The sequence below is a fragment of the Halobacillus kuroshimensis DSM 18393 genome, from assembly GCF_000425705.1.
In the GTDB taxonomy this organism is placed as follows: Bacteria; Bacillota; Bacilli; order Bacillales; family Halobacillaceae; genus Halobacillus; species Halobacillus kuroshimensis.
This window is the reverse complement of sequence record NZ_AUDY01000014.1, coordinates 74,846-90,616: the sequence shown is the minus strand read 5'-3', so window position 1 is coordinate 90,616 and position 15,771 is coordinate 74,846. Positions and strand designations below refer to the sequence as shown.

Annotated in this window: 14 protein-coding genes and 1 pseudogene; 7 read left to right on the top strand and 8 right to left on the bottom strand. The window is 41.1% G+C overall.

What is annotated here, in order from left to right; genetic code table 11:
• Positions 1 to 82: 82 nt before the first annotated feature.
• From H615_RS0117530 to ytzI, 6 genes are all read left to right on the top strand, one after another.
• Positions 83 to 832, top strand: a complete 750-nt coding sequence (locus H615_RS0117530; protein ID WP_027956356.1) for a DeoR/GlpR family DNA-binding transcription regulator — start codon at positions 83 to 85, stop codon at positions 830 to 832.
• Positions 829 to 1,743 (top strand): 1-phosphofructokinase, encoded by a 915-nt coding sequence (pfkB, locus tag H615_RS0117525; protein ID WP_027956355.1) that lies wholly within the window; start codon positions 829 to 831, stop codon positions 1,741 to 1,743. Before H615_RS0117530 ends, pfkB begins: the two co-directional genes overlap by 4 nt.
• A 14-nt stretch (positions 1,744 to 1,757) precedes the next feature.
• The gene (locus H615_RS0117520; protein WP_027956354.1) at positions 1,758 to 3,659 is read left to right on the top strand and encodes a PTS fructose transporter subunit IIABC; all 1,902 of its coding nucleotides are present in this window, start codon (positions 1,758 to 1,760) and stop codon (positions 3,657 to 3,659) included.
• 57 nt (positions 3,660 to 3,716) lie between these two features.
• Entirely contained in the window at positions 3,717 to 3,983 is a 267-nt protein-coding gene (locus tag H615_RS0117515; protein ID WP_027956353.1) for a phosphocarrier protein HPr, read from the top strand.
• Between the two features lie 4 nt (positions 3,984 to 3,987).
• Positions 3,988 to 5,706, top strand: a complete 1,719-nt coding sequence (gene ptsP, locus H615_RS0117510; RefSeq protein WP_027956352.1) for a phosphoenolpyruvate--protein phosphotransferase — start codon at positions 3,988 to 3,990, stop codon at positions 5,704 to 5,706.
• A gap of 73 nt (positions 5,707 to 5,779) precedes the next feature.
• The gene (ytzI, locus tag H615_RS22175; protein ID WP_156896521.1) at positions 5,780 to 5,953 is read left to right on the top strand and encodes a YtzI protein; all 174 of its coding nucleotides are present in this window, start codon (positions 5,780 to 5,782) and stop codon (positions 5,951 to 5,953) included.
• Positions 5,954 to 5,966: 13 nt separating this feature from the next.
• Here ytzI and H615_RS0117500 read toward each other — a convergent pair whose 3' ends face one another.
• The 4 genes and pseudogenes from H615_RS0117500 to H615_RS0117490 form a co-directional block, all read right to left on the bottom strand.
• The gene (locus tag H615_RS0117500) at positions 5,967 to 6,545 is read right to left on the bottom strand and encodes a nitroreductase family protein (RefSeq protein WP_027956351.1); all 579 of its coding nucleotides are present in this window, start codon (positions 6,543 to 6,545) and stop codon (positions 5,967 to 5,969) included.
• Positions 6,546 to 6,555: 10 nt separating this feature from the next.
• On the bottom strand, positions 6,556 to 7,140 hold the full coding sequence (locus H615_RS0117495) for a YdcF family protein (RefSeq protein ID WP_027956350.1): 585 nt from the start codon (positions 7,138 to 7,140) through the stop codon (positions 6,556 to 6,558).
• Positions 7,141 to 7,232: 92 nt separating this feature from the next.
• A pseudogene (locus H615_RS22170) lies at positions 7,233 to 7,337 on the bottom strand (hypothetical protein); the annotation flags it as partial.
• A 196-nt stretch (positions 7,338 to 7,533) separates the two neighbouring features.
• Positions 7,534 to 8,163 (bottom strand): NUMOD3 domain-containing DNA-binding protein, encoded by a 630-nt coding sequence (locus H615_RS0117490; protein WP_027956349.1) that lies wholly within the window; start codon positions 8,161 to 8,163, stop codon positions 7,534 to 7,536.
• Positions 8,164 to 8,282: 119 nt separating this feature from the next.
• On the opposite strand from H615_RS0117490, the gene H615_RS0117485 reads away from it, so the two are divergent.
• Complete coding sequence (locus H615_RS0117485; protein ID WP_051254762.1) at positions 8,283 to 8,792, top strand: hypothetical protein; 510 nt, start codon at positions 8,283 to 8,285, stop codon at positions 8,790 to 8,792.
• A gap of 63 nt (positions 8,793 to 8,855) precedes the next feature.
• On the opposite strand, the gene H615_RS0117480 is transcribed toward H615_RS0117485, so the two are convergent.
• The 4 genes from H615_RS0117480 to hsdR form a co-directional block, all read right to left on the bottom strand.
• Positions 8,856 to 9,269 (bottom strand): hypothetical protein, encoded by a 414-nt coding sequence (locus H615_RS0117480; RefSeq protein WP_027956347.1) that lies wholly within the window; start codon positions 9,267 to 9,269, stop codon positions 8,856 to 8,858.
• Between the two features lie 130 nt (positions 9,270 to 9,399).
• A complete protein-coding gene (locus H615_RS0117475) occupies positions 9,400 to 10,881 on the bottom strand; it encodes a restriction endonuclease subunit S (protein ID WP_027956346.1) in 1,482 nt (493 codons plus the stop codon).
• Complete coding sequence (locus H615_RS0117470) at positions 10,878 to 12,308, bottom strand: class I SAM-dependent DNA methyltransferase (protein WP_027956345.1); 1,431 nt, start codon at positions 12,306 to 12,308, stop codon at positions 10,878 to 10,880. Before H615_RS0117470 ends, H615_RS0117475 begins: the two co-directional genes overlap by 4 nt.
• A gap of 99 nt (positions 12,309 to 12,407) precedes the next feature.
• The gene (gene hsdR / locus H615_RS0117465) at positions 12,408 to 15,614 is read right to left on the bottom strand and encodes a type I restriction-modification system endonuclease (RefSeq protein WP_027956344.1); all 3,207 of its coding nucleotides are present in this window, start codon (positions 15,612 to 15,614) and stop codon (positions 12,408 to 12,410) included.
• Between the last annotated feature and the right edge of the window lie 157 nt (positions 15,615 to 15,771).

Sequence of the window (15,771 nt, the reverse complement as noted above, 5' to 3'; positions counted from 1 at the left end):
TGATTGTTTTTGAAAGAATATGCTTGTTTTTTGAAAGGGCTTTCTTTATAATACAAGTATAAAGACCAAGGAGATGACTCCAATGCTTACACCTGAAAGACACGAGCGGATATTAGAAATAGTCAAAAACAATCAGACCGCATCCATTAAACAGCTCGTCGATGTTACTCAGGCGTCAGAGTCAACCATCCGCCGCGACCTTGATGAATTGGAAAGACAAGGTCACCTGCGGCGCGTCCACGGCGGAGCATCGATCAAGCAGTCTGCTGCCGATGAACCAGCCATGAAGGACAAGCAGACGAAACTCCAAGAGGAAAAGCGGGCCATCGCTTCCTATGCCGCTTCTTTCGTTAAAGATGGTGATTCGATTTTTGTTGACGCTGGTTCGACAACTTACGAAATGATTCCTTTTCTAAAACAGAAGGATATTATCGTGGTAACCAACGGCCTGGATCACCTGCTGGCTCTTACGGACCATGGCATTCGAACGTATGTACTCGGTGGGCTTGTGAAATCCCGCACCGGGGCTGTTGTAGGAGCAGGAGCTTTACAAAACCTCAAGCAGTACCGATTTGACAACTGCTTTATGGGGGTCAACGGAATAACGCTGGAGGACGGCTTTACGACTCCGGATCCAGAGGAAGCAGCGATTAAACAGCGTACACTGCAGCTCTCGCGCGAACGTTTCATATTAGCCGATCATACCAAGTTCGGCGAAACGTCGTTCACCCAGTTCGCAGACATACATGAGGCAGATATTATTACAAATGATAACGGCACGACATACATGGACTATGCCGAAAAAACGAATATAAAGGTTGTGACAACATGATTTATACCTGCACGCTGAATCCATCCATCGATTACATCATGCATGTGGATTCATTTGAGGCTGGTGGATTAAACCGCGCCGGGCAGACATTTTTCTATCCTGGAGGAAAAGGCATCAATGTCTCCAGGGTCGTCAATCGGCTGGGTGTCCAATCCAGGGCTCTCGGTTTCATCGGTGGTTTCAGCGGTGACTTTATCAGCGATTTCCTTGACGAAGAAGGTGTCCAGCACCAGTTTATGAACACCGGTCAAAAAACAAGGGTGAACGTAAAACTGAAATCTGGAGACGAAACAGAAATCAACGGTCCGGGACCTGCCTTGGCTGAAGACATGCAGCAGGCACTGCTGGATCAGGTTCAGCAATTGACCAGTGAGGACATCTTAGTCCTCGCGGGCAGCGTTCCTTCTTCTCTTCCGGGAGATTATTATGAAAAGATTACTACGATCTGCGAAAGAAATCATACAAAGGTGGTTCTCGATACATCAGGAGAAGCGTTGAAACAGATTCTGGGACAGACCTTGTTCCTCATGAAGCCGAACCATCATGAACTGGGGGATTTATTTAATGCAGAAATCAATACCCCTGAGGATGCAGCTTTATATGGGAAGAAACTGGTAGAACAAGGAGTCGAAAACGTGATCGTTTCCATGGGCGGCCAGGGAGCCGTATATGTGGGGCGGGAAGAACAATGGTATGCCAATGTTCCTGAAGGGACCGTCAAAAACTCAGTAGGTGCCGGTGATTCCGTCGTTGCGGGATTCCTCGCTGCCTATTCAAAAGGGAGGTCCATAACAGAGGCCTTCCGATTCGGTGTCGCATCAGGGAGCGCTACAGCGTTTCAGGATGACCTTTGTCAGCAGGAGGATGTCCTTCAGCTGCTTGAGCAAATCAACGTATCACCAATTCAATAAAGGAGTGATTCGAAATGAGAATTACAGACTTGTTAACAGAAGAGACGATTGTCCTGAACATGTCCGCTTCTTCAAAGCCGGAAGCGATCGATGAATTAGTCGATAAGCTGGATGAGGCCGGCCGTTTAAACGACCGCGGTGGCTTTAAGAAAGCGATCGAAGATAGAGAAGGCCAGAGCACGACAGGGATTGGAGACGGCATTGCCATCCCGCACGCAAAAACAAACGCCGTGCAGAATCCCGCCATTGCATTCGGACGCTCACAGGAAGGCCTTGATTATGAGTCCCTTGATGGCCAGCCGACACATTTATTCTTTATGATTGCTGCTTCCGAGGGGGCAAACAACACGCACTTGGAAACACTCTCCCGTCTATCCTCTTTCTTGATGGATAATAAATTCCGTGAGCAGCTGGAAGCCGCTCAAACGAAAGAGGAAATCATTGCAGCAATTAATGCGAAAGAAGCCGAGGACGAAGAGCCTGAAGAGGAGGCCAATGATCAACCTTCTGGAAAAATCCTGGCTGTCACCGCCTGTCCGACCGGAATTGCCCACACCTACATGGCTGCTGATAAGCTGAAAGCCACAGCGAAGGAAATGGGCGTACCGATTAAAGTACAGACGAACGGATCCAGCGGTGTAAAGAACCGTTTGACGAAAGAAGACATCGCTGACGCAGCAGCTATTATCGTAGCTGCTGACACAAAGGTGGATATGGAAGATTTCCAAGGGAAACATGTCATTGAAGTGCCTGTAGCCAAAGCGATTCACGAGCCGAAGGAACTGATCAACAAAGCCTTGAATCAGGATGCTCCTGTCTTTCAAGGAAGTGGAGGCGGCTCCAAGGAATCTTCCAGTGAAAAAGGTCAGCGGACAGGCTTTTACAAGCATTTAATGAATGGTGTATCCAACATGCTTCCATTCGTTGTCGGAGGCGGAATCCTGATTGCGATTTCCTTCTTCTGGGGAATCAACTCAGCCGATCCGAACAGTGCTGAATACAACCGCTTCGCTGAAATGCTCAGCATTATCGGCGGCGCCAATGCGTTCTTCCTGCTCGTCCCTGTACTGGCCGGCTTTATCGCATCCAGTATTGCGGACAGACCTGGTTTTGCTCCTGGTATGGTCGGTGGTTTGATTGCCATTACACAGACCGTCGAAGGTGCAGGGAATGGCTCCGGTTTCTTAGGTGGACTTATTGCTGGTTTCCTTGCTGGTTATTTAACACTTGGCGTGAAGAAAATGCTCGAAGGCCTGCCTGCTGTTATGGACGGCTTGAAAACAGTCCTGCTTTATCCTGTGTTCGCCATCTTCGGTACAGGTATGATTATGCTTTTGATCAACCCGGCTTTAACAAGCGTTTACACGTGGTTGTTTGATCTTCTGGATTCCATGAGCGGTTCCAACCTCGCTCTGCTCGGATTGATTGTGGGCGGCATGATGGCGGTCGATATGGGAGGCCCTGTCAACAAAGCGGCCTACACATTCGGCATTGCAGCGCTGGATGCTGGGAACTATACGTTTATTGCAGCTGCCATGGCTGGTGGAATGGTTCCACCACTTGCTATGGGACTTGCCACAACATTCTTCAAAAATAAATTCACGAAAGAAGAACGCGAAACAGGTAAGGCTGCTTACCCACTCGGTGCTTTCTTCATTACGGAAGGTGCGATTCCATTCGCAGCCGCCGATCCAGCTCGTGTCATTCCATCCATGGTAGCCGGAAGTGCGCTTGCAGGTATGCTGACAATGTTGTTCGGTATCGGTCTCCGCGCCCCGCACGGCGGTATTATCGTAGCTCCACTTGTTGAAGGTGGAGTCGGACAGATCCTTCTTTATCTACTGGCTATTATTGCCGGGTCAATTCTTTCTGCAATTGTCGTAGGATTCTTGAAAAAAGACCTCCGAAAGGCTTAAAATAAGAAAGTTAGGGTAATTCAATAACAACCAATTTTTATAAGGAGGATATCTACTATGGTAGAAAAAACTTTTACAATTACATCTGCTGATGGTGTACACGCTCGTCCTGCGACCGTTCTAGTCCAGAACGCCGGGAAGTACGAGTCTGATATTAATCTTCACTACAAAGAAAAATCCGTTAACCTGAAGTCCATCATGGGCATCATGAGCCTTGGGATTCCAGCTAATGCCGAAGTGAAAATCACGGCAGAAGGCAGTGACGAACAGGAAGCGATCGATCACTTGGAAACAACAATGAAGAATGAAAGCTTGGGGGAATAACAGCATGACACAGCTTCAAGGTATTGCAGCTTCCAGCGGTATTGCCATCGCAAAAGTCTACCGTCTGGAAGCTCCGGACCTTTCTTTCGATAAAAAGAAAGTAGAAAATCCGGAACAAGAGATCTCCCGTCTTCAAGAAGCACTTGAGATCTCAAAAACAGAACTTGAAAAAATCAAGGCCCATACAAAAAAATCACTTGGTGATGAGCATGCAGAAATTTTCTCTGCCCACCTGCTCGTTCTTAGTGATCCAGAATTGATCCAGCCGATCGAAGACAAAATCAAAAATGATAACGTTAACGCAGAGGCAGCTCTTTCCGAAACAGCGAATATGTTCATCGATATGTTCAAGAACATGGACAATGAGTATATGCGCGAACGCGCTGCAGACATCAATGATGTCACAAAACGCGTAATGGCTCACCTGCTCGGCGTTACTTTCCCGGACCCTGCACTCATCAATGAAGAAGTTGTCATTGTAGCGGATGATCTGACACCTTCCGATACTGCTCAGTTGAACAAGCAGTTCGTTAAGGGATTCACAACAGATATTGGCGGACGTACTTCCCACTCAGCCATTATGGCCCGCTCTCTTGAAATCCCGGCCGTTGTCGGTACAAAAGAGATCACTTCCAAAGCTGGAAAGGATATCATGATTATTGTAGACGGCATTAACGGGGACGTAATCGTTGATCCATCTGAAGAACAGATTTCCACATACCAGCAGAAGCAGGAAGACTTCGAGAAGCAGAAACAGGAGTGGGCGAAGCTGAAAGACGAGCCTACCCTTACCTCTGAAGGAGAACATGTGGAGCTTGTAGCGAACATTGGTACTCCGGAAGATGTTGAAGGTGTTCTGAACAATGGCGGCGAAGGTGTCGGCCTTTACCGTACAGAATTCCTATACATGGGCAAGAGCCAGCTCCCAACCGAAGAAGAGCAGTTTGAAGCCTACTCCTCAGTACTGAAACAAATGGGTGAACAGCCTGTTGTCGTCCGTACGCTTGATATCGGTGGAGACAAGGAGCTTTCCTACCTTGATCTTCCTGAAGAAATGAACCCGTTCCTCGGGTACCGTGCGATCCGCCTGTGCCTGGAGCGTGATGATATCTTCCGCGTTCAGCTGCGTGCACTGCTGCGTGCAAGCGTCCACGGAAACTTGAAGATCATGTTCCCAATGATCGCTACTCTTGATGAGTTCCGTCAGGCTAAAGCGATCCTCGAAGAAGAGCGTGCCAACCTGAAAAGCGAAGGGTACGACATTGCTGATGGCATTGAAATCGGTATGATGGTGGAAATTCCAGCGACTGCTGTCATTGCCCGCCAATTCGCTAAAGAAGTGGATTTCTTCAGTATCGGAACCAATGATCTGATTCAATATACAATGGCTGCCGACCGTATGAACGAGCGCGTATCCTACTTGTATCAGCCATACAACCCGGCGATTTTGAATCTGATCAACAATGTCATTGAAGCTGCACACGCAGAAGGCAAATGGGCCGGCATGTGCGGAGAGATGGCCGGCGATGAGATTGCCATCCCGATCCTGCTTGGACTAGGCCTGGATGAGTTCAGCATGAGTGCCACGTCCATCCTTCCTGCCCGTACACAGATCAAGGATCTGTCCAAGAAGGAACTCGCTGCTTATAAAGATGAAATTCTTTCTATGGGGACAGCCGAAGAAGTCGTTGCCTTCATCAAAGAAAAAACGCAGATGAAATAATTTTCCTCAAAGGGCGAGGGACAATGAATCCGGCCTGTTGTGAATGACCCCTGCCATTACAAGGACGAAAGTGGTGAAGCTATTGACTTTCGCAGTCATTATGATTGTCAGTATTGGTATTGTCCTGGGCATTGCTGCATTATTCGGAATGGCTGTTCATAAAGGTTATGAATATAACCATACCGTCGACCCTCTGCCTGAGGATAAAGACGCTGTACAACCAGCAAAAAAAGCTGACACCCGCTAGGGTGTCAGCTTTTTTATGTTCGAATAACCTTCATTTTATCTCCAATATCCGTGCGTTGTTTCGCTTTTGGGATCCGCTTTGGATAGCCGATCTGAAGCACAGAAACCAGTTTATAGAAAGATGGGTCTAAACCTACTCCCTTTGCAAATTCTGGATCGTGAAGGTAAGGACTGGTCGTCCAGAGTACGCCTACACCAGCTTCCCAGGCGAGGAGCTGGACATTTTGAACATACGCACATACGGCTGCATAGTCTTCTTCAAACTTGCGCTCATCTTCGTCCTTTGGCATGTAAATGAGAGCGTGGTGTGGAATCTGCAGAAGAAAATCACCAATCCCTTTTTTCAGCCGCCGGGATTTTTCTTCATCATAGCCTTGAAAGAATCCTTGACGCTCATAGCTGTCGAGCACAGCCTCTGCATAACGCTCTTTCCCCTTTTCCTGGTAAAGATGAACATTCCATGGCTCTTTCATCCGATGGGTCGGCGCCCATGCCGCTGTACGGAAGATATTTTTCAGCACATCTTCCTCCACAAGTTTCGGTTCATATTCGTGAATCGAACGGCGTTTTTTCACCGCTTCGCCTAATTCCATCTTCTTCACCTCAAACAATCAGCAGATTGGTCAGCTGGTGCCCCATCCAGAACCCCCACTCCCGGAGGAAGAAGGGCAGCTTCGTATCCAGCGATTGATAAGCTGAATACTGGGTCGGTACACCTTTGGCAGACATCCCATAACTCTCTGCCATAGCGACGGCCCGCTTTAAATGAAACTGGTCACTGACAATTAAAAACGTTTCTAAATTTTTTTCCTCTGTTACTTCCTTTGCGTTGATGATATTGTCTTCTGTCATCAACGAGCTGTCTTCATAAAGGATATCTTCCTCAGGGACCCCCTTTTCCAAAGCATACTCCCGTCCTACTTCTGCTTCAGAGGAAGCGGCCTGCTCACTCTTCCCGCCTGTAAAGATCAGGTAGTCCACATGCCCTTTTTCATACAGCTCAATTCCCTGCTTCAAGCGCCCCTCAAAAACCGGGCTCGGCTTGCCATTCCACTGAGCAGCTCCCAGCACGATGGCGGCATCCGCCTCAGGCGGCTGGCTGCCTTCCCCGAAGGTCCATACCGAATAAGCCGTGTATGCGCTGTACAACAGAGTGATGATCATTCCAATTACAATGAACTTCTTCATTCGTGATCGTTCTCCTACTCCATTAACGTATGTATCTAGTTTATCACATAAAAAAGCCTCTCTGAATCCATCAGAGAGGCTTTTGAGCAGAATTACTTATTCAGGTTGTAGAAAGCTTTCTCACCAGCGTAAACGGCCGTACCAAGCAGCTGATCTTCGATACGAAGAAGCTGGTTGTATTTCGCTACGCGGTCCGTAGTGCAAAGTAAGAAAAAGCATAAATCCTGTAATATCAAGGTTTCCAAAGCATAAATACCCTATTTATATGTGGTTGTATGACCAAGTTCGGAAGTACTGTTTTCACCGCATTCCAAACCCTGTATGTCACAATTCGATTATATCAATACCTCACATAAAAATAAACAATTTTCTGTAAACAACATACAGAAGTATTTAAGCTGAATTATACATAACTACCATTCCTTTTGCTCTTTCATGTTTCTTATACCTTGCTTGAAAAGGTTCTCCAGAAGCAAATAATCGGTTAATCATACTACCACTTATCCCGTATTCCTCAGTTATAATTGCCACCAATTCCTTTTTCGAATGTGCTTGCACTTTCTTGCCGTTCGGGAATATGGCAACTGCTCGTTTTGAACTTGTATGCTCCCTACCAGTTTTACCATACAAATGATTTTTGGGGCCTTTTCGAGACTCGCTCAGATTCCGTTTATGTTCATTGGTAAAAGTCTTGCCATACATTGAATTATTTAGCCCTTTAACTTTTTCACTTATCAATGATTTAATCTCTTCAGCGTGTTTCCTACCAATGCTTACGTTCGCTTTGCAAAGACCTTGTTTCTTATAGTAGCGTATTAATTCTTCTTCAGTAGCGTATGCTTGCATTTCATCCTGGAACCATCCAACAATATCCACTTTAATTAAGTGTTCTTTATCGCTCACAATTTCCTTCCACTTTTCCCTTCTATGACCGAAGTTTTTTGCACGATATCTTGAACCTTTCCCAACGTAAATGATTTCCCCATCAAGTTCATGAGTGTAAACATAATATTTCTCTTCCATATACAAACCCTCCAAAGTCTATTTGAAGTTATTATATTGTGAATAAATACCAAGTAAGGAGGATTTCACTGATATATGTGTAATGTATAGTAATCCAGTTTTTTAAGGGAGGACTTTTGATGGAAGATTTGATACAAAAATTGAGGGAAATATTAAGGAGAATGGATGACGATACACTCATTGAAAGCTATGGCGTATTATTAAAAGTATTAAGAGACAGAAAGATAATAAGGACCAAAAATGTCGTTGGAGACATGGGAGAAACGCGAGCATTAAATCATTATAAAAAAACTTCTTCATTGCCAGATTTGCAAGCAGAGCCCATTGGGCAAAAAAATGTGGATGCCATCAATACACAAAATGAACGTTACAGTATCAAAACAACATCCAACAGCACAACTGGAGTTTTTAAAGACTTAAATCCGAAAGATTCTAAACTACCTCAAGACAAATTATTTGAATACGTAATTATAGTAATGTTTGATGAAAACTTCTCCTTAAAAGCAATATATCAAATAACATGGGAAAACTTTTTAATCCTTAAAAAGTGGAGTAAACGCCATCAATCGTGGTATCTTTCTGTTTCAGATAAATTGAGGGGAAGGTCTGATATACTCTATGAAATTTAACAAAAATTAACGGAGTATTCGATATAAACGAATACTCCGTTATTATTATTTGTTAGTTATTGATTAACTTTCAACTTGAATAAAGCTAGCAGGGACCACTACTCCATCTTTAATTTCATTAAATTTATAACAGGAAGCAGTATTTCCTCTTGATTCTTTAAGAGTATTCAAGGCTTCATAAAAAGGTTTAGATGCAATAGTTTCAACATCTAATCCATAGTATATGTTGTAATCGCTGGTTGTGTGGTCACACTTATACCATTCCACGATGATACCTTTTTCTGAGTTTAACTTCTCCATCAGGAAAGTATACGGCTCTTCTTTTGTGTAACCTAACACTTCACCAACATTTGAACCTCTATGTGGGTCAAATACCATTAAATTGTTCATATCCTTATTATAAAAGACCTCTTTTACTTTTCCTGAACCCAGTTTTACATACGGCTTCTCCAATTTTGTAAATGTGTAACTTCTCATAATAATTATCCCCCAATAAATTGTTTTGTTTTTCATTACACAACTATTATATTGAGGTTATAACCAATGTAAGGTAATTACTGTGAGAAAGACAAAAAAATTAAGGACTGCTTATTTTACAATAAAATCCTTATTTTACTTGTTCTTGAAGACTTTCTTTTAAAAGTTCAATCGCATTTTCTTCAGTTGGGTCGTTCGTTCCAAGCTCACCTCTAAAGGCTTTTAAAAGAATTGATTCCCTCAACTCTCCTATATTAATATCCCTTATCTTTTTAAATGATTGCTTTTCATAATTAAGTAACTTCTTTAATTCTTTTACTATAACTAGTTGTTCCTCTAGAGGTGGAATTGGAATTAAGCTTTCACGCAACTTATTCAAACCTACAAACTTTTGAGTACTTCCTTTAGCATTCTTTTTTATAGGTTCTAAATAGTTAATACTTTCTAGATAATATGCTAAGAATTCTTCATTAACACTTTTTAGAGACTTAAATAATGCGACATTTTTTATACTAAATTCTTCCTTAATTTCTCTAATTAATACAGGATTCCCAATCGTTCCTATCATGGCAAACAAGATATCACCCTCATTCACTTTGGAACGTTTATTTATATTGTTATGGTCTGTTTCACTTATATATTTTACGTTACTAAAATCTATTTCGCCGAACTTAAGATTTTTAGAGGTTATTAATGGATATCCATTCTTCATATACTTTGGTGAGTCGTGTGTACCGTCCCTGACATCACACACATCTATTGCTTTGACCCATTTCCATTCGGTAGGAATGTTGAAAGGATAATTACTCTGGTCGACTTCTTCCACAGAATTCGCCTTTTTCTCTAAAGACTCATAATATTCTTTTTTCGTTTCATTAATATAATTAATAGAAATGTGATATTGATTATGTTTTTTACGCCAATTAGCAGTTAGTTCTCCACGGAATGCTTTATCCAAGATTGCTAAACGTCTATGCTCAAATGTTTCTTTCGCTTCTTCAATTAACTGTTTTGCTTCTTCAACTTTATTTAAAAGACGTTCCACCTTCTCAGCTATACGCTTTTGTTCATTAAGTGGAGGCAAAGGTATTGCAAGGTCTTTTATTCTGTGCAAAGCTAATTTTGGTTGAGAGGTAGCCCTTACTGCTGCACTTATTTGTTGAGTAATTACATTTGACTCCAACACCTGTGAAAGATAATTTTTATTTGTAGTCTTTATATTTGTAATCTTAGCTGCGTTTTCCGTTAAATTTGCTCCATTGAGATGGTAAGGGATAGTTCCTACTCTTCCAATGGTTCCAGCAATTGTAATATAAACATCTTCATAACCAATTGTGTATCTTGATATTTTTTCATACACGTCTTTAGTTATATAATTTAAATCATCCTCATCAACAGTTCCACCTCTTAAATCTACAACTCTTAGGTATGGGTGTTCAGTTATCTGTTTTGTTAACTTTTCTCCTTTGGGTAGTCTTTTGCCCCCTTTTACCTCTGAAATAGACTTTACATACGTCCAAACCCAATTCATTGGCACCTCATAAGGATGCTCATCCTCAGGTATTATCGCTTCTTCCAATAATTCATCAATGGTATTTTTTTTCTTACTCATTTGTTAATCACCTTATCTTCTTCACCAGCTTTAAGTTCATCTACAACTTCATTCAGTAAACTCATTGCCGTTTGAAGCTTCAATATTGCATCTTCTGCTGATTCAACTGGGTCTGGCAAGTTGTTGTAAGATGACAGTGATTCATCAGCAATTAACCCTATGTCCAAGCTATCATTTTTCTTTGCAATTTCTTCTCTTGTGAAATTGTTCCATCTCTCATCATTTACTTTTGAACGTTCTTCAGCATTATATGCTTTCATAAAGTTCTCAAAGTGAGTCATTGTTAATTGATTACGTTTACCAAATGACTCCATGTTCGTTCGAAGGTCATACACCCATACATTTTTTGTGTTTTCTTTGTCGGTTCTACCTTTTTTGAAAAATAATACATTCGTTTTTACACCTTGAGCATAAAAGATACCAGTAGGTAATCTCAAAATTGTATGCAAGTCGCACTTATTTAATAAATCATTACGAATTTGTGCACCTACACCACTTTCAAACAACACATTATCAGGTAATACTACAGCAGCACGAGCATTACCATCATCTTTTAAAGCATTATAAATTAACTGCAAGAAGTTTAATTGTTTGTTAGACGTTTCAAAGGTTAAGTCATCACGAGTGACACGTTCTCCCCCTTTTTTGGTACCAAAAGGTGGGTTGGTTAATATAACGTCAAAGTTTTTTATCCATTTACCATTTCCAGACAAGGAATCACCGTGCTCTAAACGACCTTCCATGTCATGAAGCAAAGCATTCATTAACGCAAGACGGTGAGTACCTTGTACAAGTTCCATCCCTGTAAACGCTTCTTCTTTTTGAAACCTTGCTGATTCTGGGTCTAAATCAAAATAATCGTCTGTCTTATTTTTTAAATACTGGTCAGCTGAAATCATAAAACCAAATGTTCCAGCAGCGGGGTCATTTAACTTTTCCCCAACCTTCGGGTCTACAAGTTGAACAATTAAATCAATTAACACTCGAGGAGTGAAGTATTGGCCTGCCCCAGATTTAGTCTCGTTTGCGTTCTTCTGGAGTAGCCCCTCATAAAGGTTCCCCAAGCCTTCTTCTTTAGCGTTATACCAGTCAAGGCCAGCAATAGATTTAATTATTGTTTCTAAGTTTTTAGGACTTGTGATTCTAGTGGAAGCATCCATATAAATTTGTTGAAGCTTATTATTTTCGCTTTTGCCCAATTTTAATAGCAGTTCTTGATAAAAGCTTTTTAATTCAGTACCTTCCTTTTGTACTAAATTATCCCAACGATAACCCTCAGAAATAACTGACTCAGTATCCTGCTCTTTCATCATTTTAAGGAATAAAATATATGTTAATTCCGTTACATATTCTTGATATGTAATCCCATCATCACGTAGCACATCACATAATTTCCATAGTTTCTGTACTATTTCTTGGTTGTTCATTATTTATTTCCCCCACATTTAAAATATCTGTAGTCTGTTTTTGTAAATCAACTTTATAATTATAACGTGAAAAAGTGCCCCATTGAAGAGGCACAATTATTAACTTACATATAGGCTCTCATTAATTGTCCTAACAACAATGTCAATATCTTCTCCAAACTCACGTTTTAATGTTTTATAACCACCGTTACTTTTAAATGGCTCTTCAGAAAAAGCTTCTTCTGGATTAGGTGCTAATACAGGGACCTGAAGCAATTGTTTCTCTATTCTTTTTAACCAATTTTTCTGCCTTGGAGTCCAATCATTTAAGGAATAGACTTTTTGCATGGCATTTTTAATACGAGCGTCGTGGTCTACAAGCGCTTCGCCTAGAGCAGCTTGGCGAATAAAACTAATAATGTCAGCAGCTATGTCTTCATTTTTAGTTTGTTTCCACGCTGTTTGTAAATGAGATTCTTTAAAACCTTTCGTTTCAAGAACTGTAATCAATTCCCTGAGGTCTTTTCTTGTTAAGTCTTTAGGTTTTGTACATACGAGATAAAGTGCTGGAATTTCATTAAGATTTTCTCTGATGTAATTAACAAAACCATCAATATAGTCTTCAGGTCGACTATTTCCTTTACCATAACCTCGAACTACATCTTCCACGCTATCTTCCTTGTTGGAAATGTAGCGTTTTTCACCACTTGGTCTATACGTTTCTATAAATTCGAATAATACAGTATTTCCTCTTGCTTCATTAGGTGTATATGATTGTACATCATTCACCCATTCATCAATACTTTTGCCATCTGATAATTCCTTAAATTTTTGTTCAGCCTCATCATTTAGTTTTTGCTTGCGTCTTTGAAGTTTTGCCACAAGTTGTTCTTTAAAAAACGATTCCTCTTCTTCAGAATCAGCATTAGCGAATGATTCGTGTAATTTGCTGATGCTATCACTTTGCTTCTTAACAACTGGTTTCATTTCAGTGTAACTTTTCAACTTGTCATAGATACCCACGGCATCAAAAATATTGAAATGCGTTTTACCTATGTCAGGGCATAAGCGAGTAGCACGGCCCAACATCTGGTCATACAAAATACGTGATTGGATACGTCTCATAAATACAAGGTTCGTAATCGAAGGAACATCAATACCAGTTGTTAGTAAATCAACAGTTACAATGACATTTGGTAACCGCTCATTTTTCATCCTTCTGATTGCTTCTTTGACGTGATAGGTATAACCAGTAATTTTTGCTATGGCATCATCTTCTATTTCATCGCCCCGCTCTGTAAATGCTTCCTTCAATAAACGAACAATTAAATCTGCATGTTGGTCAGTAGCCGCAAATATAAGTGTTTTTTCATTGCTGGTAGGGTCTATATAGTCTGTTAATTTATTTAGAACAGCTCTGTTAAAAGGTTCAGTAATGACTTTTCTGTTAAACTGTGCCACGTCAAAATGCAACTCATCTTCCATTTTCTCTAGTTGAATCTCAGCGCTATCCACATCATATACTTCAACTTCTTCGTCTTTTTCAAAACTAATTCCCGCTTGAGCAAGTTCAGTTTGGAATAAGTACGGTGGTTCGTGGTCAACTAGCCAACCATCCAAAACGGCTTCACTGTACGAATACTTAAAAATAGGTTCTCCGAAGATTTGAGATGTATGGAGTGCAGGAGTAGCAGTTAACCCCAAACAAGAAGCATCAAAATAATCAATTACACGTCTGTATTGACTCACATAATCATTTTGGTCTTTAAACTCCAGCTCTTCGTCAGTCATTTCACGGTCAACAGTGTAGCCACGGTGAGCTTCATCGACAATGATGAAGTCATACTGACCAACACTTGGAATGTTTTCTCCATCATTGTAAAACAATCGTTTTACCATACCTTGAACTGTAGCAATATGGACTCTTGTTTCCACATCAGGAGTTACATCCTCAAGAGAACTAACATTGTAAATATCCGAAAAGGAAAGACCTTCAATCTTGGTATCATCCAGTGAATTTTTCGCCTGCTCACCTAATGAGTTACGGTCTACTAAAAATAATATCCTACGGGACTTTTTCGATTTAATTAACCGATACATTAGAGCTATAGCAGTACGTGTCTTACCAGTTCCCGTTGCCATAGCGACCAACATTCTTCGTTGCCCTTCCTTAAGAGAATGTTCTGTTGCCAAAACAGCATCTTGTTGGTAATCTCTTAATCCGAACTTGGTAATATCTTCTTCTTCAAGACGCTTATTAGCATCAGTGTCATCTTGACTTAAAAGCATCTCCAAGTCCGCAGGTGAATGCCAAGCTTCTAATGGACGTGCGTGTATCAGTGGTTTCCGGGAATCCCAGAACCAAATGCCAGATTCTTCTTTTAACTGTTGTAAGTATGGCCTACCGTTTGTAGCATATAAAAAAGGTACCATATACTGTCCAGAACTACCGATTATCTCTTCACTATCATTTTGTAAAATGTTCTTAGCATAGGTTTTAGTTTGGCTTTCCAACACGCCTGGTATGTTCCTTTTTTTTGCTTTCGCTTCTATCAAACCTACTAATTTAAGACCAATAAACAGAGCATAATCAACACGCCCTCCCTTAGTCTTCCATTCAGCAATAGCCATGTTTCTATTTTTCTCTGGAAGAGTCCCTTGAGAATGGTGATTTAGCGTATTAGAGTCTACTTCCCAACCAGCAGTACGCAGTTTTCCGTCAATGATAGAGCGAGTTTCTGCTTCTGTTAATTGCTGACGTTGCATGAACCTTTTAGATGCTTTTTTCCGTTCATTTCTCACATCTGCATGTTCTGTTTCAGCTTTTTGTCTTAATGCTGCCAGTTCATTCTCAAGCTCTTTCACTTTGTCCTCGTATTCATTTTGGAGTGTATCTACATCAATGCTGTCAAAATCATCAGGAGTTATGTACTCTGGCTCTTCAAAATTCCAATCGCCATACACTTCCATAAACCAAATTGATAAACGGAACGCCAGCTTAAGTAACGCTTGTGCTTCTTCAACTCCACCGTAATCTGCTTCATGTGACGCCTGGTTTCCCTTTAATCGAAGCGTATGAAAAATGTCTACTAGCTCAGGTTCAATTAACCCTTCTTTACGTAATGTATTAATACGGTCTACTTGGCTTTCTCTAGGGGCTTCAGGGATGTTTTCCATTGCTAATACGAACTTAGAAATGGTCTCGCCAAATAAACGCAGTTTCATTAACGTAGTATGTGGGTCTTTATGCACGTTTTTTTCTGCTGATTCTCCTAAGTTAGCAAGAACATCCCAATTACCTCGAAAGAATGAAAAGTTACTTTGCAATTAAATCATCCTTTGTAAGTGTATTTTAATCATTTGCATTTAGAATTGATGAATTTCCGTTTTGGTTGGCTCTAAAAAGACTGGAATATATATAGTTAAATTTTATCACATAATATATAATCAGTAACATATAACCCTATTATTTACATAAATTACA

What these genes read in the sequence shown, in the direction of transcription:
- H615_RS0117490 (WP_027956349.1), bottom strand. Translation starts at nt 8,163, where the DNA reads ATGGAAGAGAAATATTATGTTTACACTCATGAACTTGATGGGGAAATC.
- H615_RS0117475 (WP_027956346.1), bottom strand. Translation starts at nt 10,881, where the DNA reads ATGAGTAAGAAAAAAAATACCATTGATGAATTATTGGAAGAAGCGATA.
- H615_RS0117495 (WP_027956350.1), bottom strand. Translation starts at nt 7,140, where the DNA reads ATGAAGAAGTTCATTGTAATTGGAATGATCATCACTCTGTTGTACAGC.
- H615_RS0117515 (WP_027956353.1), top strand. Translation starts at nt 3,717, where the DNA reads ATGGTAGAAAAAACTTTTACAATTACATCTGCTGATGGTGTACACGCT.
- ptsP (WP_027956352.1), top strand. Translation starts at nt 3,988, where the DNA reads ATGACACAGCTTCAAGGTATTGCAGCTTCCAGCGGTATTGCCATCGCA.
- pfkB (WP_027956355.1), top strand. Translation starts at nt 829, where the DNA reads ATGATTTATACCTGCACGCTGAATCCATCCATCGATTACATCATGCAT.
- H615_RS0117470 (WP_027956345.1), bottom strand. Translation starts at nt 12,308, where the DNA reads ATGAACAACCAAGAAATAGTACAGAAACTATGGAAATTATGTGATGTG.
- H615_RS0117480 (WP_027956347.1), bottom strand. Translation starts at nt 9,269, where the DNA reads ATGAGAAGTTACACATTTACAAAATTGGAGAAGCCGTATGTAAAACTG.
- H615_RS0117485 (WP_051254762.1), top strand. Translation starts at nt 8,283, where the DNA reads ATGGAAGATTTGATACAAAAATTGAGGGAAATATTAAGGAGAATGGAT.
- H615_RS0117520 (WP_027956354.1), top strand. Translation starts at nt 1,758, where the DNA reads ATGAGAATTACAGACTTGTTAACAGAAGAGACGATTGTCCTGAACATG.
- H615_RS0117530 (WP_027956356.1), top strand. Translation starts at nt 83, where the DNA reads ATGCTTACACCTGAAAGACACGAGCGGATATTAGAAATAGTCAAAAAC.
- H615_RS0117500 (WP_027956351.1), bottom strand. Translation starts at nt 6,545, where the DNA reads ATGGAATTAGGCGAAGCGGTGAAAAAACGCCGTTCGATTCACGAATAT.